General features: G+C 40.1%; 19 protein-coding genes. 11 read left to right on the top strand and 8 right to left on the bottom strand.

The annotated features are described in order from the left end of the window. Window positions 1-112 precede the first annotated feature (112 nt). Complete coding sequence (hemG, locus tag QUF73_11905) at window positions 113-1,498, top strand: protoporphyrinogen oxidase (GenBank protein ID MDM5226910.1); 1,386 nt, start codon at window positions 113-115, stop codon at window positions 1,496-1,498. A 39-nt stretch (window positions 1,499-1,537) separates the two neighbouring features. Here hemG and QUF73_11900 read toward each other — a convergent pair whose 3' ends face one another. Continuing rightward, window positions 1,538-1,762: a hypothetical protein gene (locus QUF73_11900; GenBank protein ID MDM5226909.1), complete on the bottom strand. Its 225-nt coding sequence runs from the start codon at window positions 1,760-1,762 to the stop codon at window positions 1,538-1,540. Between the two features lie 116 nt (window positions 1,763-1,878). Here QUF73_11900 and QUF73_11895 point away from each other — a divergent pair, with 116 nt between their 5' ends. The 9 genes from QUF73_11895 to QUF73_11855 all read left to right on the top strand — a co-directional run bounded on the left by QUF73_11895 (window position 1,879) and on the right by QUF73_11855 (window position 12,458). Further along, window positions 1,879-2,244, top strand: coding sequence for a DUF488 family protein (locus QUF73_11895; protein MDM5226908.1), 366 nt, complete (start codon window positions 1,879-1,881; stop codon window positions 2,242-2,244). A 142-nt stretch (window positions 2,245-2,386) separates the two neighbouring features. Further along, a complete protein-coding gene (locus QUF73_11890; protein MDM5226907.1) occupies window positions 2,387-3,895 on the top strand; it encodes an amidohydrolase family protein in 1,509 nt (502 codons plus the stop codon). Continuing rightward, window positions 3,892-5,364 carry an amidohydrolase family protein gene (locus QUF73_11885; protein MDM5226906.1) on the top strand — a complete coding sequence of 491 codons (1,473 nt, stop codon included), beginning with the start codon at window positions 3,892-3,894 and terminating at the stop codon, window positions 5,362-5,364. The genes QUF73_11890 and QUF73_11885 overlap by 4 nt, the downstream gene beginning before the upstream one ends. 149 nt (window positions 5,365-5,513) lie before the next feature. Then, on the top strand, window positions 5,514-7,061 hold the full coding sequence (locus tag QUF73_11880; GenBank protein ID MDM5226905.1) for a glutathione ABC transporter substrate-binding protein: 1,548 nt from the start codon (window positions 5,514-5,516) through the stop codon (window positions 7,059-7,061). Window positions 7,062-7,140: 79 nt separating this feature from the next. Next, on the top strand, window positions 7,141-8,376 hold the full coding sequence (locus QUF73_11875; protein MDM5226904.1) for an amidohydrolase: 1,236 nt from the start codon (window positions 7,141-7,143) through the stop codon (window positions 8,374-8,376). A 182-nt stretch (window positions 8,377-8,558) separates the two neighbouring features. Further along, on the top strand, window positions 8,559-9,950 hold the full coding sequence (gene allB, locus QUF73_11870) for an allantoinase AllB (GenBank protein MDM5226903.1): 1,392 nt from the start codon (window positions 8,559-8,561) through the stop codon (window positions 9,948-9,950). 56 nt (window positions 9,951-10,006) lie between these two features. After that, window positions 10,007-11,269 (top strand): allantoate deiminase, encoded by a 1,263-nt coding sequence (allC, locus tag QUF73_11865; protein MDM5226902.1) that lies wholly within the window; start codon window positions 10,007-10,009, stop codon window positions 11,267-11,269. A gap of 25 nt (window positions 11,270-11,294) precedes the next feature. Continuing rightward, window positions 11,295-12,059, top strand: a complete 765-nt coding sequence (gene allE / locus QUF73_11860) for a (S)-ureidoglycine aminohydrolase (GenBank protein ID MDM5226901.1) — start codon at window positions 11,295-11,297, stop codon at window positions 12,057-12,059. Window positions 12,060-12,083: 24 nt separating this feature from the next. Beyond that, complete coding sequence (locus QUF73_11855) at window positions 12,084-12,458, top strand: cupin domain-containing protein (protein MDM5226900.1); 375 nt, start codon at window positions 12,084-12,086, stop codon at window positions 12,456-12,458. Between the two features lie 75 nt (window positions 12,459-12,533). On the opposite strand, the gene QUF73_11850 is transcribed toward QUF73_11855, so the two are convergent. From QUF73_11850 to QUF73_11820, 7 genes are all read right to left on the bottom strand, one after another. Beyond that, entirely contained in the window at window positions 12,534-13,847 is a 1,314-nt protein-coding gene (locus tag QUF73_11850) for a hypothetical protein (GenBank protein MDM5226899.1), read from the bottom strand. Continuing rightward, window positions 13,844-14,536 (bottom strand): helix-turn-helix domain-containing protein, encoded by a 693-nt coding sequence (locus QUF73_11845; GenBank protein ID MDM5226898.1) that lies wholly within the window; start codon window positions 14,534-14,536, stop codon window positions 13,844-13,846. The genes QUF73_11850 and QUF73_11845 overlap by 4 nt, the downstream gene beginning before the upstream one ends. After that, the gene (locus QUF73_11840) at window positions 14,533-15,300 is read right to left on the bottom strand and encodes a histidine kinase (protein ID MDM5226897.1); all 768 of its coding nucleotides are present in this window, start codon (window positions 15,298-15,300) and stop codon (window positions 14,533-14,535) included. Before QUF73_11840 ends, QUF73_11845 begins: the two co-directional genes overlap by 4 nt. Window positions 15,301-15,393: 93 nt before the next feature. Next, a complete protein-coding gene (locus QUF73_11835) occupies window positions 15,394-16,389 on the bottom strand; it encodes a dipeptide ABC transporter ATP-binding protein (GenBank protein ID MDM5226896.1) in 996 nt (331 codons plus the stop codon). A 1-nt stretch (window position 16,390) separates the two neighbouring features. Next, the gene (locus tag QUF73_11830) at window positions 16,391-17,407 is read right to left on the bottom strand and encodes an ABC transporter ATP-binding protein (protein MDM5226895.1); all 1,017 of its coding nucleotides are present in this window, start codon (window positions 17,405-17,407) and stop codon (window positions 16,391-16,393) included. Window positions 17,408-17,425: 18 nt separating this feature from the next. Continuing rightward, window positions 17,426-18,346 carry an ABC transporter permease gene (locus tag QUF73_11825; protein MDM5226894.1) on the bottom strand — a complete coding sequence of 307 codons (921 nt, stop codon included), beginning with the start codon at window positions 18,344-18,346 and terminating at the stop codon, window positions 17,426-17,428. Window positions 18,347-18,368: 22 nt separating this feature from the next. Beyond that, entirely contained in the window at window positions 18,369-19,238 is an 870-nt protein-coding gene (locus tag QUF73_11820; GenBank protein MDM5226893.1) for an ABC transporter permease, read from the bottom strand. A gap of 318 nt (window positions 19,239-19,556) precedes the next feature. Here QUF73_11820 and QUF73_11815 point away from each other — a divergent pair, with 318 nt between their 5' ends. Further along, window positions 19,557-21,134 carry a glutathione ABC transporter substrate-binding protein gene (locus QUF73_11815; protein ID MDM5226892.1) on the top strand — a complete coding sequence of 526 codons (1,578 nt, stop codon included), beginning with the start codon at window positions 19,557-19,559 and terminating at the stop codon, window positions 21,132-21,134. Window positions 21,135-21,159: the final 25 nt, after the last annotated feature.

Raw genomic sequence — 21,159 nt, 5'->3', positions numbered from 1 at the left:
TTTTTTTTTGAATAAATATATTCATCATTTGGACAAACCATCACATTCTTTCACCACTTCATGTTATGGTACACTTTATATATGAATTGGATGTAAACTGAGGTGCATACGAGTGAAAACAGTATTGGTCATAGGCGGCGGTGTAACAGGGTTATCCGCTATGTATGAACTGAATAAGTGGAAAAAAGAAAATGATCAGGATATAAGGCTTGTGCTGGCAGAATCAGCAGAAAAGCTTGGCGGGAAAATCCGCACTGTCAGGGAAGGCGGATTTGTAATCGAAGCGGGAGCTGATTCAATTGTTGCCCGCAAAGCGAATACGATGAATTTTATCCAGGAGCTGGGGCTGGAAGAAGACGTTGTCTATAATGCTGTGGGGAGGTCTTATATATATAGTGATGGAGAGCTGAAGCTGATCCCGGCAGATTCTGTGTTTGGGATCCCGGCCAGCGTTGAATCTCTTGCCAAATCTGCTCTTGTTTCGGCAGAAGGAAAAGTTGAAGCCCTAAAAGATTTTTATACGAAAAATGATAGCTTCACAAAGAACGATTCCATTGGCGATTTTCTGGAGCATTTCTTCGGAAAAGAGCTGGTGGAAAAACAAATTGCGCCGGTTCTTTCGGGAGTATATTCCGGGAATCTCAGTGACTTAACTATTGCTTCGACTCTTCCGCAGGTGTTTGATTATAAAGAAAAATACGGCAGCATCATAAGAGGTTTTGAGGAAAATAAAAAGGTGTTCCAGAGCGATGGGGGAAAGAAGTTCCTTTCCTTTAAAAAAGGGCTGGATGCTTTAATAGATGCTTATGAGGGAGAATTAGATGGAACAGAAATTTTTAAAAAAACAGAGGCAGTTAAAATAGATAAAACGGATTGCGGGTTTTTAGTCGGTTTCTCGAATGGCGAAAGCCTGGTGGCCGACCATGTGATACTAAGCATTCCGCATAATGCGGCTGTAACGCTTTTCGATCATGAGGAGCTGAAAGCGGAATTCGATCTTTTGAAAAATAGTTCCCTAATCTCAATCTATCTTGCTTATGATATTCCAGACAGCGAGCTGCCTGAAGACGGAACAGGCTTCATCACAGCAAATACGGATGAATTAACCTGCAATGCCTGTACATGGACAAGCCGCAAGTGGGAGCATACCTCAGAAAGCGGTAATTTGCTTGTTAGATTATTTTATAAAAGCAGCCATCCAGCCTTTGCATCTCTAAAGGAAATGAATGAAGAAGATTTGCTGCAGACGGCTTTGGCTGATATTGAAAAAAGCCTTGGCATTACAGCTGTTCCCGCTGCCAGTGAAGTGACGAACTGGACCGAAAAAATGCCAAACTATCTGATATCCCATCCGCAGGCAGTGGCAGCAATTGAAAACAGGCTGGGCCAGGAATACCCGGGAATATGGCTTGCAGGCTGCTCCTATTATGGTGTAGGAATACCAGATTGCATCGAAAATGGGGCAGAAACTGCCAGAAAAATTATTGAACGTATATAAAACAAAATCCCCTTCTGTTTCAAGATGGGGATTTTTTGCTTATATGATTTTTGTATGATCCTTAGGACTTTCAATCCTCGTTAGCTCCAGTTCGAGCTTCATTTTTTCTGTTTCAAGCAGATAGTTTTCCTGCTTCAGCTTTTCCAGGGTGATTTCATCTTTTATCATATTGTGTTTAATCTTTGCAAGTCTTTGTGTATGAAAAGTCAGGATGGCGATGATGGGAATGGAGAAAGTCATAACAACGGCAATAGTACCTGTCAAATTCCTTGCACCTCACATTTGATTGAATTAGAAAATTTTGTATAATTTGTATTTGTATAAAATTATAGCAAATGACAAGTGAGATAGAAACGCAAAAATAATCTGGTGGTGAAGTAATGGCTGAAATTACTATAAAAAGAGTATACGATCCGTATGACGAGGCTGACGGATACCGAGTCTTAGTCGATCGGCTGTGGCCAAGGGGAATGAAAAAAGAAGCTGCACATTTATCAGCCTGGGAGAAAGAAGTTGCACCAAGCAGCGAGCTTAGAAAATCTTTTAATCATAAACCTGAACTTTTCGGTATGTTTCGGGAAAAGTATCTCATTGAGCTGCGCACACAGACAGACAAGATTCGCAAGATGGAAGAACTGTACGAGATATCTAAGAAGCAACAACTTACACTACTATACGCTGCAAAAGATACAGTAAATAACCATGCATTTATATTATTGGAAGAATTATTAAGGAAGGAGAAATAGAAAGCGGCCTCAATTTTAAAAGGCAGGGGAGTAAAAAAATTAAAAAACAGGTAGAAATACTTTAAATATAAGTAACAATTCTGAAAGTTTAGTGTTTTCTTTTTCCTTATACTTAAAGTTAAAAAGAAGTGAGGAGAGGAAAATGATTGATTTACTCCTGATTCATGGAACAGTCATTACTATGGATCAAAACAGGCGCATCATCACCGATGGAGCTGTTGCCATAAATGGAAGCAGAATCCTGGATGTAGATACGAGTGAAAAACTATTGGGAAAGTATGAGGCGAAAGAAGTAATAGATTGCAGCCATCATTGTATCCTGCCTGGATTAATAGATGTACATGGACATGGCGGCCATTCGATGTTTAAGACAATTGCAATGGAAAGCTTGGATTTTTGGATGCCTATTATGACGAATACGTATAAGCATTTTGTAACAGACGAATTCTGGTATTTTGAAGGGAAGCTTTCTGCACTTGAGCGGCTTAAGGCGGGTATAACAACTGGTGTATCTGTTCTTGGCTCAATGCCAAGGTCGGATGATCCGGTTTTTGCCATCAATCATGCAAAAGCCTATGCAGAAACTGGTGTCAGGGAGGTTGTTTGCACCGGTCCTTGCAATCCGCCATGGCCACATTCATTCAGCAGGTGGATAGACGGTCAAAGAATTACTAATGAAGTCACCTACGAGGAAGTGTTAAATGGTGCAGAAGCAGTGATTGAGGCCTTAAACCACGCCAATCAAGATCGGACACGAGCATTTATTACCCCTTTCGTAATTGTTACATCTGTTGAACCATCTGGCCCAACTTCACCTGCGAAAATTCATCATTTAACAGAGCATGATCTATACCAAGCAAAGAAAGTCAGAGAAATTGCCAGAAAATATAATACCAGAATCCACTCTGATGCTTTTGGTGGCATGATTCACTTAGCAGTAAAGGATTGGGAGAATGCTCTTTTAGGTCCTGATGTTCATCTTCAGCATTGCCGGGGGATATCCTTTGATGAAGCGAAAATATTAGCTGAAACCGGAACAAATGTCAGTGCCTCCCCTGGATTTTCTCAAATTCATGCCCGCACACCGATGATAGAATTGATCGAGCTGGGAACGACAGTTGCTATATCAACAGATGGCACTTCTCCCTCTACTAGCTTTGACATGTTTCAAGCGATGAGAAAAACACAATTTATACATCAGGCAGCACATAGAGATGAATATTGCTTGCCTCCTGGTAAGCTTCTGGAGATGGTTACCATTGATGCGGCAAAATGCATTGGATGGGATGATGAATTGGGCTCTCTTGAAGCAGGAAAGAAGGCAGATGTTATAACTGTCAACATGAATCAGCCGCACTTAACACCTGAATTTATGCATATTCATCGGCTTGTCCATCAAGCTACAGCAAATGATGTGTGGCATGTTATCGCAGATGGCAGGGTTCTTATGAAAGACAGAGTAGTCTGCACTGTTGATGAAAGGTCAGTTTTGGCAGAAGCAAATGAAGAAGCTAATTCAACAATTAAGCGTGCGGGTCTTGAAAAATATATGAAGCAAACGAAATATTTTTGGGGTCACACACGAACCTATGGGGATGGAACGGATCATAACGAAGAAGAAGCTGTTGGGGAGAAAGGGGACAATCAATGAAGACCAGGATAAAGGGGAAATATGTAATTGGATATGATGGAGAAGATCATGTCCTGATAGAAAATGCTGAAGTTGTATTTGAAAATGAAACCATCATTTATGTTGGAAAAAGCTATTCTGGCCAAGCTGATAAAGTAATAGATGCCGGCAACGCTTTAATCAGTCCTGGATTTATTGACTTGAATGCACTAGGCGATATTGATCATGATATTTTGCATTTGGAGGCCAGTTCAGCAAGACAGAAAAATCTGCTTTGGTCAGAGAGGTATGTTAAGCAAGGGCACCATGAAATTATGACGGCTGAAGAAGAGGCCTTTAAATCTTTATATGCCTATTCACAGCTGATCCTTCATGGAATTACAACAGCTATGCCAATCACTTCTGTGCATTATAAAAAATGGGCAGAAACATATGAGGAGCTTGCTTCGGCAGCAAGGCATGCTGCTGACCTGGGACTGCGGATATACCTGGGCCCAAGCTATCAATCGGGGATAAGAGTCGTTCAGGCTGATGGCAATATAAAGATTTATTGGGATGAAGAAGCTGGAAGGCAAGGATTGGAAAGAGCTGTGCGCTTTTTGGAAGAGTTTGATGGTTCATTTAATGGTTTGGTCAGGGGGATGCTTGCGCCTGAGCGGATTGAAAGTCAAACGGAAGAAAGTCTTCTCCGTACAAAGCAATATAGTGATCATTATAAAGTTCCGATCAAATTGCATGCAGCCCAAGGTGAATTTGAATATCATACAATGATTGAGAAATATGGCGTAACGCCAATTAGGCATTTATATAATCTTGGATTTTTAGGATCCAGAACGGCGATTCCTCATGCCCATTTTATTGCTGGATACAGTGGGGCAAAAACAGGTGGTGGAGATGATTTGTCACTGCTGAGGGAAACGGGTACAACTGTCATTCATTGCCCACTAATAATTGGAAGGCATGGGCAGGCAATGGAATCCTTTGCAAAATATAAGCAGTCAGGAATTAATTTAGCGTTAGGTACAGATACGTTTCCTCCGGATATGTTCCAGAATATCAGAACAGGGAGTATGCTTTCCAGGATCGTAAATAAAGAAGTTAAAGACTCAGCATACTCAGATCTTTACCGTGCTGCTACATTAGGTGCTGCAAAGTTTCTGGGAAGAGAAGATTTGGGCCGTCTTTGTGCTGGTGCAAAAGCAGATATTATTGCAATTGATTTAGACGGATTCCATATGGGGGTATTAGATGATCCTCTAAGAACAGTGATGGTAAGCGGAACTGGAAGAGATGTAAAGTTATCAATTATCAATGGGAAAGTAGTCATGAAAGACCGAAAATTACCCAACCTTGATTTAGAGGAATTAAAAGGAAAAGCGCAAGAATATTTTATGAAGATGAAAAAAGGCTATTTAAAAAGAGATTATCAGGAGCTTCCTGAGAATGAATTGCTGCCGCCTTCTTTCAGATTTGTTGATTCTATTGATTAGCAGCTACGTTTTTTATTTTGAATAAGTAGTAGAAAAAGTTTAAAAACATGTAAAGAAAGTAGAAAAAGATTAATCAGAATATTTTATATAATTAGACAAAGGCTTAAATGCTTAAAAAAGGGGGATTGAATTTGAAAGTAAAAAAAAGAATGGGATTAGTCATCTTAGCTCTGCTGATCGCAATCCTTATTTCAGGATGTTCGACGAAAAAGCAAGTTAACAACAGTCAGGACTCCAAGGGAACAGCATCCGAAAATGGAGGAACATTAGTTATAGCCCGTTTATCTGACGCAGAAAATTTAGATCATCATTTTATGTCGACGATCAATGCTGCCAGCGTTACACATAATAAAATTTATGAGGGTCTTGTTGGCCGGGATAAAAATGCCGAAATCAAGCCGCTGCTGGCTGAAAAGTGGGAACAGTTAGATGAAACAACTTGGGAGTTCAAGCTTAGAGAGAATGTAACATTCCATGACGGGACCCCATTTAATGCCGATGCAGTGAAAGCAACATTTGATCGGTTATTAGATCCTGAGGTTGCCTCGCCAAGAGCAGTTGTATTCAAAATGGTAGAAGAAGTAAGGGCAGTGGATGAATTTACTGTTCAATTTAAATTATCGGAACCGTTTTCGCCATTACTATCCATATTGGCCAATCATGAAGGCGGCATTATCTCACCAAAAACAATCGAGAAATACGGAAGTAAAGTGATTCAAGAACCTGTTGGGACAGGTCCATTTGTATTTGAGTCCTGGACACCAGGTAAAGAAATCGTTTTTAACAAAAATGAAACGTATTGGGGGACTCAATCTAAGCTGGATAAAGTTTTATTTAAGGTCGTCCCTGAAGAAACAACAAGGATATCCATGCTTGAAACTGGTGAAGCCCACATAGCCGAACCGCTCTCGGTGACTATGATGGAAACGGTTGAAAACTCCAAAAACGCAGAAATATACCGCAGTGAAGGATTCGGTACAGAATATATTGGCTTCAACGTTGAAAAGGAGCCATTTGATGATGCTCGAGTCCGAAAAGCGGTTGGACATGCAGTTGAAATGGATTCTATCCTCGAAGGGGTTTTTGAGAATGTCGGGAAAAAGTCCAACTCACTGCTGGGACCAAAGGTATTTGGATATCATGAAGGTTTGGAGGCCTATGAGTATAACCTCAATGAGGCAAAAAGACTTCTGGCAGAAGCAGGTTATCCAAATGGTTTTGAAACAACTTTGAAAACGATGGATAAGAAAGAATGGATCAATATGGCAGAAGTTCTTCAATCACAGCTGAAAGGTATTGGAATCAAACTGGATATTCAGGTATATGAATATGGGACTTTTGTTGAACAAGTAAACCGCGGTGACTCGGAAATGTTTATTTTAAGCTGGAGAAATGCCACGGGAGATGCTGATTATAATCAATATAACCTTTTCCATAGCAGTTCACATGGAGCTGCTGGCAATACCTTCTTTTACAGCAATGAGGAAGTGGACAGCTTAATAGATGCTGCACGTGCTGAGGAAGATTTGGATAAGCGGATAGAATACTATGCAGAAGCACAGGAAATCGAAATGGAAGAGTCTGTGTATATACCAGTTCGTGTAATTGAGAATATGGCTGCTGTTTCTAAAGATGTAAAAGGCTTCACTATAAGTCCTTCAGGATATTTGGAGATCAATGATATTTCAATTAAATAAAGTTCTAAGTTAAGGGGGATATCCATTCTGGGTACCCTTTTATCTTGTCCGGGGCCGGTTTAAAGAAAGGTGAATGAAAATGAATAATAACTATTGGCTAAAGAATGTGCGTTTGGAATGCGGATACAAAAATGAGAATAATAGAGTGTCAGGTACTATAACGGGTCAATTTCATTTATTAATAGAGGACGGCTGCATTGCAAAGATCACGAAGGACTTAGAGGCTTTCAATGATGATCTTCCAATAAAAGATGCAATGGGACTGCTGTTATTGCCATCCTTTGTCGAAAAGCATGTCCATCTTGATAAAACGTATTTGGGGGATAAGTGGAGGGCCTGCAGCCCTGCATCAAGTGTCATTGAACGGTGTGAAATTGAAAAAAACGCATTGTTGTCTATGCCTACAAGTACCTATCAGCGATCAAAAGCATTGCTTAAGCAGTTAATATCATATGGATCAACTCACATTAGAACTCATGTGGATATTTACCCTGAAGTCCAATTACAGAATTTATTTGAGGTTCAGCAGACATTGGAGGAATTTTCAAGCTATGCGAGCTCCGAGATTGTTGCCTTTGCCCAGCATGGCTTGCTGCGCTCAGGGACGGCCAAGCTAATTAGAGAAGCTATTCGGAATGGTGCTGGAATTATAGGTGCGGTCGATCCTGCTACTGTTGATAACAATATTGAAGCCTCGCTTGTTCAATTGATGGATTTAGCAGTAGAAGGCAATGCAGATATTGATTTACATTTACATGATCCTGGTCACCTTGGAACTTTTACGATGAAAAGACTGGCCTTTCTAACAAAGGAAGCAGGCTGGGAAGGAAGAGTTGCGATTAGCCATGCATTTGGCCTCGGTGATGTTTCAAGGGAAGAAGCCTATGAAATGGCAGAGATTTTAAAAGACGCACGAATTTCGATCGTTACTAGCCTCCCAACTGGCCGAGCAATACCACCTGTTAATCTGCTAAGTGAGTGTGGAGTTGAGGTTGCTGTTGGAAACGATAATATTTTTGATTCTTGGTGGCCAACAGGCAATGGCGATATCCTGGAGAGAGCAGGCCGCTTAATTGAACGATATCGCTGGACGGATGAAAAGTCTCTTTCCCAAACATTTAGATATATTACGGGGGGGAAAACGCCACTGGACCAAGAGGGAAATCAAATCTGGCCAATCGCTGGAGATGAAGCGAGCATGATTCTTGTCGATGCAAGCTGTTCAGCAGAGGCCATGGCAAGAAGGGCGGAACGCCGTTCAGTGTTCTACAAGGGAAAAATAGTTTTCGATAAAACAGGCATGACTCCAGAGTGATTTGATCCATCTCAGAATAAAATCTGCTTAAAATTTTCTAAATAATTGAATAAGTAAAGAAAACTAAAAAAATGGTAAAGGAATCAGAAAATAATAGTTAGATTATTTTATACAATTCATTCATAGAGAATTTTGTTTCGCAAATCAGTTATGAGGTTTCTAAAAGAAAAGGGAGAAATGCGATGATATATGATTTGATAATAAAAGGCGGCAAAGTGGTTCTTAAAAACGAGGTAATTAAGAAAGATATTGCCATTATAGATGGAAAAATTGCAGCGATTGCGGAATCAATTGACCATGATGCTGAGCAGATCATCGATGCATCTGAACAATATGTCATGCCTGGAATGATCGATGCTCATGTGCATATTTGTGAGCCTGGCCGAACAGAGTGGGAAGGGTTTATAACGGGAACTGAAGCACTTGCAGCAGGAGGGACTACGTGTTATGTGGATATGCCCTTGAATGCCCTTCCGGCTACGATAGACAAGAACACTCTGCAAATAAAGGCAGAAGCAGCCAAGGGAAAGAATTATATCGATTATGCATTTTATGGCGGACTTGTTCCAGGCAATCTTGAAAGGCTTGAAGAGCTTTCAGATGAAGGAGTTATCGCTTTTAAATGCTTTATGTCCACTTGTGGGACGGATACACCAAATGATTTTTCTAATGTGGATGATTATACCCTTTATGCAGGGATGAAAAAGATTGCTGAACTTGGCCGCATCTTATTGATCCATGCGGAAAATGCCCAAATTACTGATCGGTTAGGCGAAGAATTTATGGCACAGGGCAGGTCAGCTGCCGCAGATTATGTCCTTTCCCGGCCTGCTTTTACTGAGGTTGAAGCAGTGAAACGCGCCCTTTATTTTGGAAAAGAAACGAATTGCCCTATCCATTTTGTGCACATCAGCACCGCGGAAGCAGTAGAAGAAATTACTAATGCCCGGAGCCAGGGACAGGACGTGTCCCTCGAATCCTGTCCCCATTATTTTACGATTACATCTGAACAGCTTGAGAAAATTGGTCCGGCTGCCAAATGTTCTCCTCCTCTGCGAAGTATAGAGGAACAAGAAAGGCTTTGGGAAAAGTTAATAGAAGGCAAGATTGATATGTTAACGTCTGATCACTCACCATGTCCGCCTGAATTGAAGTATAGCTCATCAAATAATTTTTTCGAAGTTTGGGGAGGAATCACTGGGTGTCAAAATAACGTTGATTTAATGTTTGATGAAGCGGTTTTGAAAAGAAAGCTGCCGGTCACTCATTTTGCAAGGATGATTTCTTCTAATCCCGCTGAGCGTTTTAATATTCCAAATAAAGGAGAAATAGCAGTATCAATGGATGCAGACATCATCTTAATTGATGCCAATCGCTCCTATGTTGTTGAGGCGGAAGGACTATATTATCGGCATAAGCATAGCCCATACATTGGGAGGATGATTAATTGCCGGGTAACCAAAACCCTTGTTCGCGGCAAGGTTGTATATGATTTGGATCAGGGGATTGTTGGGAAACCTCTCGGAAAACCCCTTAAGTTAAAAAATGGAAGGTCAACTTTGAATTTGATCTGAAATCAAAAAGAAGAATTCATTTGTCCGCAGAAAGTTTATAGATAGGGGAATTCGGGATGACAGACTTAATCAATTTGCAGGGGAAACTTGAAGATGAAAATTTAGCAAAAAATATTGTGAAAAGGCTTGAATGGCTGGGTTCATTTGCGGAGGATCCAGAAGGAGGAATTACCCGTCTTCTTTATTCCCAGCAATGGAAGGATACTCAGCAAGCTTTGAAGTGCTGGATGGAAACTGAGGGCTTGGAAGTAAAGTTTGATGAAGTGGGAAATCTTAGCGGAATACTGAAGGGAGTAAATCAGACAGAAACCGTATTAACAGGATCCCATATAGATACTGTGAAAAATGGCGGGTTGTATGACGGACAATATGGCATTGTAGCTGGGATACTGGCATTAATTTATTTGAAAGAACATTATGGGACTCCAAAATGTAATCTAGAGGTTGTTTCACTGGCGGAGGAAGAAGGAAGCAGATTTCCTTATTGCTTTTGGGGTTCAAAGAATATGACAGGAAGTGCATATAAAAAAGATGTTGAAAATCTTGCAGATTCAAATGGAGCAATTTTTTCTGAAGCCATGAGTGAGGCGGGATTCAGCTTTAGGAATGAAACAAAATCTCCGCGGCAGGATTTGAAGGTATTCGTTGAAGTTCACGTGGAACAAGGAAATGTACTGGAAACGGAGAAAAAATCTATTGGCATTGTGAAAAGCATCGTTGGACAAAGGCGCTTTACAATCGAAGTTAAAGGTGAAGCAAATCATGCTGGAACGACGCCAATGAGGTATCGCAAAGATGCTGTGTACGCTGCCAGCCATATGATATATGAAACACTTAATATGGCAAAGCAATATGGTGATCCGCTGGTAGCAACAGCTGGGAGGATTGATATTTCACCCAACATTGCGAATGTGGTACCGGAAAAAGCTGCTTTCACTTTAGACCTGCGTCATAACGATAAAAATACAATTTCCCATTTTACTGAAAGATTTACAGAAAAAATAAAAGGTATTTCACGAGAGCATGGGGTTGAAACGACCATTGAAAAATGGCTGGATACGGACCCGGTCCCAATGGATCCGCAAGTTACAGGATTGATAGAAAAGAAGTGCAGGGAAAAAAACTTAAACTATAAATTAATGCATAGCGGTGCAGGCCATGATGCACAAATTTTTGCATCCTTCATTCCGACGGCTATGTTATTCGTACCAAGTGAGAAGGGCATTAGCCATAACCCCGCTGAATACACTGCACCGGATGATTTAGCCGGGGGAGTTAAAGCACTGATCGGCACTTTATATGAACTGGCTTATAAATAATAGCAATGAAAAGGGGAGTTTATGAATGGGCTATCCAAAAGATTTATTATCAAGCAGATCTGTAATTGAACATGGGAAGTATGCCTTAATTGCACCTGAAGGATTAGTGAACAATGTAATTCCCGGATTTCATAATTGCATTATTTCTATCTTAGGTTCTCCTAAGCTTGGGGCAAGCTTTGTCGACTATTATGTGACAATGAAAAAAGGAGGCGGAAATAAAGAGGGGTTTGGCGGACAGGAGGAAATACAGACATTTGTTTACATATTGGAGGGGAAAATAAAAGCTTCTGCAGATGAAGAAGAATTTATCCTGGAGGAAAGCGGATACCTCTATTGTCCGCCGGGAGTGAATATGCGTCTGGAGAATATAGGAGATAGGGATTCTAAGCTCTTTTTATACAAGCAGAAATATCGCCCCCTTGAAGGGCGAAAGCCGTGGGTTATATCAGGACATGCAAATAGAATTGAATACAGGAACTACGATGATATGCACAATGTAAACATTAAAGATCTATTGCCTGCTGATTTGGATTTTGATATGAATTTTCATATCCTTTCATTCGATCCTGCTGCGAGCCACCCGTTTATTGAAACACATGTTCAAGAACACGGAGCATATATCCTTTCCGGGGAAGGAATGTATAATCTCGATAATAAGTGGATTCCAGTCAAAAAAGGAGATTATATTTTCATGGGCCCATATGTTCATCAGGCAGCGTATGCAGTGGGAAGAGAAAATTTAACATACGTCTACTCAAAAGATTGCAATCGGGATGCGGAACTATAGAAAAAAATTTTAAGGAGAGGGGAAATGGCTGTGCCAAACATTCAGCAGATTATGGAAGAGAGAGTCTTTGAAATCGATAAAATAGCAAAGTTTGATCCTGATAAACCGCAAAAGAACTATTTTTATGAAACAGATAAAACGGTAGGAGCCGTTTGGTGTCTGGAACCAGGGCAGGAGGTATACTTGCATTCTCACTCAAATGTAGATGATATATGGGTTTGTATTGAAGGAACAGGAACCTACTTTCCTGACTTGGAGAATGAAGTTCAAATAGGTAAAGGCATGGTGATCCTTGCTAAGCCTAATCAGATTCATGGAATGCGCAATACGGGGAAGGATAGGTTTTTATTTGTTGGATTTGCTGCCGGTTCTTTGCCAATGGATATCACCAGATATTAATTTGAAGGCTGCAGACTTATAAAAAACATATCGCTCTCAGTCAGATTTCAGGAGGAGAGCGATATGTAAAAATGACTAAACTTTCACAGTCAACTTTGTTCTTAACAGATTGTAAATGAAATGACCTAAGCAAATTAAGCCTGATAGGCAAAAGCTGATCCAAATCGCAAGAAGATTTTCCATAATAGGCAATGCTGCGAAGCCACCGGCTGTTCCTATAATAGATGCAAGTGGAATTAGAGAAGGCAAAGTTTTACTGCCGAGTATAATATACAGCATGGGAACGATCATGGAAGCATAAATATTACCGAAAAAAAACAGCAATTCAATAGGGGATGGAGGCAACATACTAACGATAATAAGTAATGTTAAACATATAGCTCCGGAAAGAAGATATGTGAATCTCCATTTTTCTTTATTGCTGAGGGGGCGAAGCATACCGACGATATTTTTTATTATTAAAGTGACAATAGCGTGCAATTCAGCACAAATTGCAGATGAAAGGGCACTGAAGCAAAACAAGACAAATAAGACAATAAGCAAAGTTGAATTGATTTTTCCTATTAGCTCAAATAACAAAGAATATATGGAATCATAGCTTCTTCCAAAAATAATAATCATAATCAAAGATGATAATGCAAGAGGAATAGTTGCCCATATTAAACCCGCTAATGTAAAAGTAATACGCAGCTTTTCTGTTTTTATAATAAAAACTCTTTGCCATGTGGCGCGATCAATGATCACTTGTCCAAATCCAATTAAAATAGCTGTAAAAATAAACAAAACTGCTTCCGTGTTTTTAACATAAAGTATGTATGGATGATATAATTTAATGCCTTCATAAACAGGATATACACCTTCCTGGATATAAAAGTAAACCGGGATAATGATGACTGCACTGAATATGAGCACGACATTGATGCCTGCGAGCTGATGGATTCTTTGCATGCCCCCTGCTCCCCCAATAAAAAAACAAAATAATAAAAAGAAAACCATTCCAGAAAAAACAGGCAGAGGAAAAATCATGTGCAGAAGGATTCCTGCCCCCATTGCCTGAACAAAAATAGAATGGATACTAATCACAAGAAGAATAGTGATCATGAACCAGTAACCGCGGGGAGTCAATCTTTCCCGCAAGACATCACCAATCGTTTGCTGGTCATGAAACCGATCTCGAATCTTTTTTGCTAATATTCCAAATAAAATTAGTGCAAGAGCCCCCATAAGGGAGTAGCCGATACCTCCGGTTAGCCCATACTTTATTAATGTTTCGGGCGATGAGAGAATTGTATTGCCTGTAACCCATCTGGACAAAAGGCTAACAACACCAAAACCGATTCCCAGCTGAAAAGCTCCGCCAATATAGTATTGAAAATCGGTTTTCTTCATTGTGAAGTCTCCTTCAGGCGGTAATCCCTTGGAGATTGGCCTGTCATCTTCCGAAAGATTTGGCTAAAGTAGTGCTGGCTGTTAAAGCCGCACTTCTCCGAAATGCTGCTAATGCTTAATTCTGGACTTTCAATCAGCATTTTTTGTGCCTGTTTTAACCGAAAGTCATTCAAGTATTCGGAAAAGCCCATTCCTACTTCCTCGTGAAATTTTCTGCTCAAATAGGCTGAATTGATATGAATTTTTGATGCTAAATAATTTAAAGTAAGCTTTTCATTGAATTCCTTTTGTATAATTTGCAAAGCCTTAACAATTTGCTCAGAATAACTGCTAATTCGTTCATATCTTCCCAAAACGCTCATTAACTCATCTTCAATGACAGGCTTTGTAATGTAATCAACCACTCCAAGCCTGAGTGATTTTTGAATATAATCAAAGTTTTGATACGCTGTAACCATGATTATGTCAATATCACCGGCAGAGGAAAGCTCCATAGCTAAATCTAATCCTGATTTGCCGGGGAGCTGAATATCAAGGAAAGCGAGAAAGATGTCGTGCTTCTTAATAATTTGAATAGCTTGTGAGGCATCCTGAGCCTTAAAAAGAATCCAATTAGGGAATTTCTTTTTAATGAGGTATTCTAATTGTTCCAATTCTATAAGTTCATCATCTACAAGCAAAATATTCATTGCGTACTTTCTCCTTCCAATTTTTCTGACATAATATGGGGGAATATAGCCAAAACAGCTGTTCCATCCTCCTGATCAGTTAATTGAACAGAAGTTTCATCATCGGGGAATAATAGCTCAAGTCTTTTCTTTATATTCTCAAGCCCTACTCCGCCATCTCGTGGACTTGATTCATGGCTCTCTAAAGAATTGTTCCAAACTGTAACCTGTATGGCTGATTCGATCTTTAAAATTTTTATTTTTAATAATGCTTCGCCAATATGTCTTTCAAAGGCATGCTTAAAAGCATTTTCCACTAGAGTTTGTATTAAAAAGGGGATAATAATGGCTTTATTCACATGGCTGTCCAAATGGATTTCGTAATGGAGACGATCTCTAAATCTGATTTTCTGTATCTCCAAATAATAATTAACATAAGTAAGCTCTTCTTCAATCGATATAAAGTTATTTATAGTACGATATTTAAATTTGAGAAGTTTTGAAAGGGTTTCAATGGAGCGCAATAATTCGGTTTTGCGGTCCAGCCTTGCTAGAGCCAGGATTGAATTTAAGGTATTAAAAAAGAAATGCGGCTGGATTTCCTGGTTTAATTGATTGTATAAAGCTGTTTGAAGTTCCCTTTCTAATGCTATTTCCCGTTTTTGCTTCTCAAGTAAATCTATTCTTTTTTCAAAAACAAATAAAAATAACAGGGTAAATGCTCCCGCCAGCGGAACCAGCACACAAAACATAATATAAATGGAGAATGATTCAATAGGCAGCATAGGATTCGTTTCTCCTTATGTATTAAAAAAGGGAGGTATAAGAACCTATCCCTTTTTTAATATAACATTTTATACAAAATAGAGGTATTTGTATTAAACTGGCAGTGTTTCAGCAAAATGGCAGCTGACGAAATGATTATTAACCAGCTCCCTTAGTGGAGGTTCCTCTTGCTTGCATTTTTCTGCAGCAAAAGGACAGCGTGTATGGAATCTGCAGCCTCCAGGAGGATCAATCGGTGATGGAACATCTCCTTTTAATATGACACGGTCTCTTTTTAAAGTTGGATCCGGCACTGGAATAGAAGTTAGCAGCGCTTTTGTATACGGGTGGAGAGGAGAATCGAACATTTCTTTTTTCTCTGCAATCTCAACCACTTTTCCCAGATACATCACCATAACCCGATCTGAAATATGCCTGACGACACTAAGGTCATGAGAGATAAAAAGAAAGGTCAGCTTAAACTGTTTTTGCAGCTTCTTTAATAGATTGAGAATTTGCGCCTGGATTGATACATCAAGGGCAGATACTGCTTCATCACATATAATTAATTTTGGATTTACCGCTAATGCTCTGGCAATCCCAATACGCTGGCGCTGGCCTCCGCTAAATTCGTGCGGATATCTGTCAAGTGCTTCTGGAGGAAGTCCAACATAGCCCAGCAGCTCCAGCATCCTGTCCTTTCGTTTAGGTTTCTCAACCACATTCTGAATGGCCATCGCTTCATTCAAAATTTGCTTCACCGTTTGGCGGGGGTTAAGAGAAGCAAAAGGATCTTGAAATATAACCTGCAAATCACCTCTAAGTTTTCTCATTTCCTTTTTGTTTAATGTTAAAATATCTTTCCCCATATAAAGAACTTCTCCATCAGTAGGTTCATCAAGCCTTAAAATTGCACGTCCGGTTGTTGATTTCCCGCATCCTGACTCCCCAACTATACTTAAAGTCTCCCCTTCAAAAAGCTCAAATGAAATGTCGTCTACCGCTTTTACATATGCCTTTGGCTTGAAGATAGAGTCATTTTTAACCGGAAAATATTGTTTTAAACGGTCCACTTGTAAGATAATATTTTTTTCTGCTGTCGTATCCATGTTAGACAACCCCTTCTTTATCTCTTTTGCCAGTCCACTCGTCTGTATATTTCCAGCATCTTACCTTAACTTCGTCAGAATAATGAATAAGGTCAGGCTGATGTGTGGCGCATATATCCTCAGCGTAAGGGCATCTGGAGGCGAACCGGCATCCAGCAGGCATATTGTAAGGGCTGGGGACACTTCCATCTATCGTAATCAATTCGTCCTGATCTTCATGAATTTTAGGCAATGAATTCAAAAGCCCTTGGGTATAAGGGTGCTTGGGATCAGCAAATATTTGCTCAGTAGATGCATACTCAACTATATTGCCGGCATACATAACGGCTACCTTATCACATGTTTCAGCTACAACTCCTAAATCATGGGTAATCATGATAACACCCATTCCTATCTTTGTTTGCAGATCTTTAATCAGTGCCAATATTTGTGCTTGAATCGTAACATCCAATGCGGTCGTTGGCTCATCTGCAATTAATATCTCAGGTGTACAGGCTAGAGCCATAGCAATCATGACACGCTGGCGCATCCCGCCGCTTAACTGGAATGGCTCTTGCTTAGCTCTTTTTTCAGGAGACGGGATTCCTACCAGCTTCAGCATTTCAACTGATTTATCCCATGCAGCTTTTTTCCCCATCTTTTGGTGCAGCCTCAATGCTTCTGCAATTTGTTCCCCAACAGGAATTACGGGATTCAAGGAAGTCATAGGCTCCTGAAAAATCATCGATATTTCATTCCCGCGAATTTTCCTCATTTCACCCTCTGACATTGTCACTAAATCTTTTCCTTTAAAGTAAACGGAACCCCCGGCAATTTTTCCCGGAGGAGAAGGAATTAGGCGCAGAATGGAGAGGGAAGTCATACTTTTCCCGCATCCGGATTCCCCTACAATTCCCAGCGTTTCTCCTTTATGCAAAGTAAAATCGATGCCATCTACCGCTTTGCTGACTCCCCGCTTTGTTGTGAAATGTGTTTTTAACCCTTTTACTTCCAGAATAGGCTTATTTCTTTCCTTCACAGCCAGTCACCACCTAACTTAATTTAGCTCAATGCGTTTATTGAAGAACCGATAAAAGACGTCTACGAATAAATTAACCACTACGAAAATGAGTGAGGCAAACAATACTCCTCCCTGGACCATTGGCAGATCACGCATTCGAATGGCATCGACAATCATTCTTCCCAGGCCATTAATAGCAAAGATCGATTCCACCAATACGGTACCGCCAAGGAGTGCGCCAAACTGCAGGCCCACAACCGTAATTACCGGGATCAGTGCATTTCTTAGTGCATGTTTAGAAATAATGATTCGTTCGCGAAGCCCTTTTGCACGTGCTGTACGAATATAATCCTGGCGAATAACCTCGAGCATGCTGGATCTGGTCATCCTTGCGACAATTGCTGCTCCGCCTGCTCCAAGGGTAATAGCCGGCAAGATGACATGGAGCAGACTGTCCCATCCTGCAACAGGCAAAATTTGCAGTTTAACAGAGAAGAAATACATAAGCATGAGGCCAAACCAGAAACTTGGAAGTGAAATCCCTAAAAGAGCCACAAGCATGACACTGACATCGGTCAATGAATAAGGTTTGACAGCTGAAATTATTCCTGCCGCCATCCCCAGCACGACTGTAATAATGATGCTAAAGAAGGCAAGTTCAATGGTAATTGGCAGTCTTACTAATATTTCATCAAGAACAGGCTGGCTGTTTTTTAAGGAAACACCTAAATCACCCCTAAATACATTCGTTAAATATTCAAAGTATTGGATATATAAAGGCTGGTTTAATCCAAGCTGCTCACGGATAGCTTCAATGGTTTCTTTTGAGGCGCCTTCACCTGCAAGAAGTACTGCAGGATCCCCTGGAACCAGCTGCATAATGAAGAAGACAACAAAAGTAACTCCAATAATAACCGGGATGGTTTGTAAAATCCGGCGTAATATAAACATCAGCATAGGTGTAACCTCCTCAAAGCTTTTATTTTTTCATCCTAGGGTCAAAAGCATCACGTAAACCATCACCAAAAATATTAAACCCAAGAACGAGAATGGAAATAGCGAGACCAGGAAATAGGGCAATATACGGTGCTGAGAATAAGAAATCTCTTCCGCTGCTGAGCATGGTTCCCCACTCAGGTGAAGGCGGCTGTGCACCAAGGCCGAGGAATGATAATCCTGCAGCTGATAGAATGGCAGTAGCCAATCGCAAAGTCCCCTGAACAATAATGGGTGAAAGAATGTTCGGAAAAATATGCTTGAAAATAATGACAAAATCAGTGGCTCCAAGCGATCGGATTGCATCAATATACTCAAGACGCTTTACTTCTAATGTAGATCCGCGGACGATTCTAGCAAATAAAGGTACAGAGAAAGCTCCTACTGCTATGGTCACATTAATAAGGCTTGGGCCAAGTGCTGCAATAATAGCAAGGGCAAGCAGGATTCCTGGGAATGCAAGCATAACATCCATCATTCTCATGATAATGGTGTCAACCCATTTGCCGTAATATCCAGCAACAAGTCCAAAAATAATCCCAAAAAATGCTCCGAATAAAACAGCAGCAAATCCTACACCCATTGAAAGTCTGGAACCATATAGAATCCTGCTTAAAATATCCCTTCCTTTATCATCTGTTCCCATCCAATGTTCCGCAGATGGAGGAGTCAGCTTATTTTCCAAATCAATTTCATATGGGCTATATGGAGCCAGCAGCGGTGCAAATACAGCCATTAATAGATAAACAATAATAATGATGGCACCAACTAAAGCAGCTTTATTTTGTATTAATATAGAAAGAAAATCTCTTATTCTAGATTCCTTTGGGCCGATCAATGTCTTTACAGCCATTTTAGGCTGCTCCGTTTTTACTTGAACTGTCATCTTGTTTCCCCCCTAAATGTTTTGTACTTGTGCCTGAAATTAAAAATCAGTTTTCCTCCTTTCAAAAGAAGAATGGTATAAAACGAGAGATGTTTAGTTAAAATTATCAAAATTACCTGTAAAGTAAATATTTTTTAAAACAGTTGTCAAAATATTTAAAAATCAAGTAAATATTCTGTAAATATCTAAATGCATCATCTTCTATAATGCAGATAAGCATTTACGGAGGGACGGTGAACATTGACTTATTTTCAGAATTATTTTTTAAAAAAAGGGGAGAGAAAAATGGAGAAAGATAGAAAGCACTTTCAGAAGGGATTACTGATGATTTTCCTGAGCTTAATGATGCTATTTGCATCAGCATGTTCTACACAAACAAAAACAGAAAAGGATGCTGGTAATGAATCCGAAGGGAAAAAGGCTGGGGGCACATTGACTGTTGTCCGTCTATCAGATGCAACAAAATTAGACCCTCACTTTATTACAGATATTCCTTCGGCAAATATCATTTATCAAAAAGTATATGAAACATTAGTAGAGCCAGATAAAGACATGAACATTCAGCCGCTCTTGTCAACAGAATGGAATGTCATTGATGATACGACCTGGGAGTTTAAGCTGAAAGAAGGCGTAAAATTTCATGACGGCACACCGTTTAATGCAGAAGCAGTGAAGTCCACCTTTGACCGTTTGCTGGATCCAAATACAGGTTCGCCTCAGCGTGAGAAATTCGCAATGATAAATGAAGTTAAAGTGATTGATGAACACACAGTACAATTATTGCTTGACTATCCTTATGCTCCACTGCTTTCAATACTTGCAAGCAGTGAAGGGAGCATTATAAGTCCAAAGGCTTTAGCAGAAAATCCGGACCAACTAACTGAGCATCCGGTTGGGACCGGTCCATTTGTATTTGAAGACTGGAAGACAGGCCAGGAGATTTCATTGAAAAAAAATGAAAACTATTGGGGAAAACAGCCTAATATTGACGGGGTAGTGTTTAAAGTAGTTCCTGAGGATGCAACACGTCTGGCTATGATTGAAACGGGAGAGGCACATATTAATGATCAGGTGCCTGTAACGGAGATTGAACGTATTGAAGCTTCTGATTCAATGGGGCTATTCCGAGCAGAGGGACTTGCGGTTGAATATATCGGATTTAATACCAAAAAGAAACCTTTGGACGATGTAAAAGTCCGTAAAGCAATCAGCCATGCCATCGAGAGAGAAGCAATCATAAAAGGGGTTTATAACAATGTAGGGACACTTGCTAATGCTGCCATGAGCCCTAAAGTTTTTGGCCACAGTGAAAATGTGAAGCCATATGACTATGATTTAAACGAAGCAAAAAAATTGTTAAAAGAAGCAGGATATGAAGAAGGACTAAAGCTAAAATTGCTGACAAGCGATAGAAAAGAACGTATAAATATGGCTGAAGTAATTCAGTCCCAACTAAAGGGAATCGGTGTTGAGGTAGACATTCAAGTAATGGAATATGGTGCATATATCGATACGATTGATAAATCTGAACATGATCTATTTATTGGAGGATGGGGAAATGCCACTGGGGACGGGGATTATAACCAGTATAACCTCTTCCATACTGCCTCACAGGGACCTCCTGGAAACCATTTCTATTACAGCAATCCAGAGGTCGACAAAATCATTGAGTCAGCACGCAGAGAAACGGAAGAAGCAAAGCGCAAAGAACTTTATGAGCAAGCGATGCAAATGGAATTGGAGGATGCTGTATATGTTCCAATCCGAAACTACGAACATATGGCTGCCCACAGTAAAAATGTAAGCGGCTTTTGGCTGAATGCTGCCAACTATCTTATGATTGATGATGCAGTAATCAAGTAATTAGAAGTCAAAAAAATTAACATGG

The sequence above is a fragment of the Cytobacillus sp. NJ13 genome (genome assembly GCA_030348385.1).
GTDB lineage: Bacteria > Bacillota > Bacilli > Bacillales > Cytobacillaceae > Cytobacillus.
The sequence above is the reverse complement of the archived record's forward strand: the minus strand, read 5'-3'. Positions and strand labels throughout refer to the sequence as shown.

Excerpts from the sequence above, each read along its gene's own strand:
- QUF73_11895 (MDM5226908.1), top strand. The coding sequence starts at position 1,879 with ATGGCTGAAATTACTATAAAAAGAGTATACGATCCGTATGACGAGGCT.
- QUF73_11890 (MDM5226907.1), top strand. The coding sequence starts at position 2,387 with ATGATTGATTTACTCCTGATTCATGGAACAGTCATTACTATGGATCAA.
- QUF73_11885 (MDM5226906.1), top strand. The coding sequence starts at position 3,892 with ATGAAGACCAGGATAAAGGGGAAATATGTAATTGGATATGATGGAGAA.
- QUF73_11880 (MDM5226905.1), top strand. The coding sequence starts at position 5,514 with ATGGGATTAGTCATCTTAGCTCTGCTGATCGCAATCCTTATTTCAGGA.
- QUF73_11875 (MDM5226904.1), top strand. The coding sequence starts at position 7,141 with ATGAATAATAACTATTGGCTAAAGAATGTGCGTTTGGAATGCGGATAC.
- allB (MDM5226903.1), top strand. The coding sequence starts at position 8,559 with ATGATATATGATTTGATAATAAAAGGCGGCAAAGTGGTTCTTAAAAAC.
- allC (MDM5226902.1), top strand. The coding sequence starts at position 10,007 with ATGACAGACTTAATCAATTTGCAGGGGAAACTTGAAGATGAAAATTTA.
- allE (MDM5226901.1), top strand. The coding sequence starts at position 11,295 with ATGGGCTATCCAAAAGATTTATTATCAAGCAGATCTGTAATTGAACAT.
- QUF73_11855 (MDM5226900.1), top strand. The coding sequence starts at position 12,084 with ATGGCTGTGCCAAACATTCAGCAGATTATGGAAGAGAGAGTCTTTGAA.
- QUF73_11850 (MDM5226899.1), bottom strand. The coding sequence starts at position 13,847 with ATGAAGAAAACCGATTTTCAATACTATATTGGCGGAGCTTTTCAGCTG.
- QUF73_11845 (MDM5226898.1), bottom strand. The coding sequence starts at position 14,536 with ATGAATATTTTGCTTGTAGATGATGAACTTATAGAATTGGAACAATTA.
- QUF73_11840 (MDM5226897.1), bottom strand. The coding sequence starts at position 15,300 with ATGCTGCCTATTGAATCATTCTCCATTTATATTATGTTTTGTGTGCTG.
- QUF73_11835 (MDM5226896.1), bottom strand. The coding sequence starts at position 16,389 with ATGGATACGACAGCAGAAAAAAATATTATCTTACAAGTGGACCGTTTA.
- QUF73_11825 (MDM5226894.1), bottom strand. The coding sequence starts at position 18,346 with ATGCTGATGTTTATATTACGCCGGATTTTACAAACCATCCCGGTTATT.
- QUF73_11820 (MDM5226893.1), bottom strand. The coding sequence starts at position 19,238 with ATGGCTGTAAAGACATTGATCGGCCCAAAGGAATCTAGAATAAGAGAT.
- QUF73_11815 (MDM5226892.1), top strand. The coding sequence starts at position 19,557 with ATGGAGAAAGATAGAAAGCACTTTCAGAAGGGATTACTGATGATTTTC.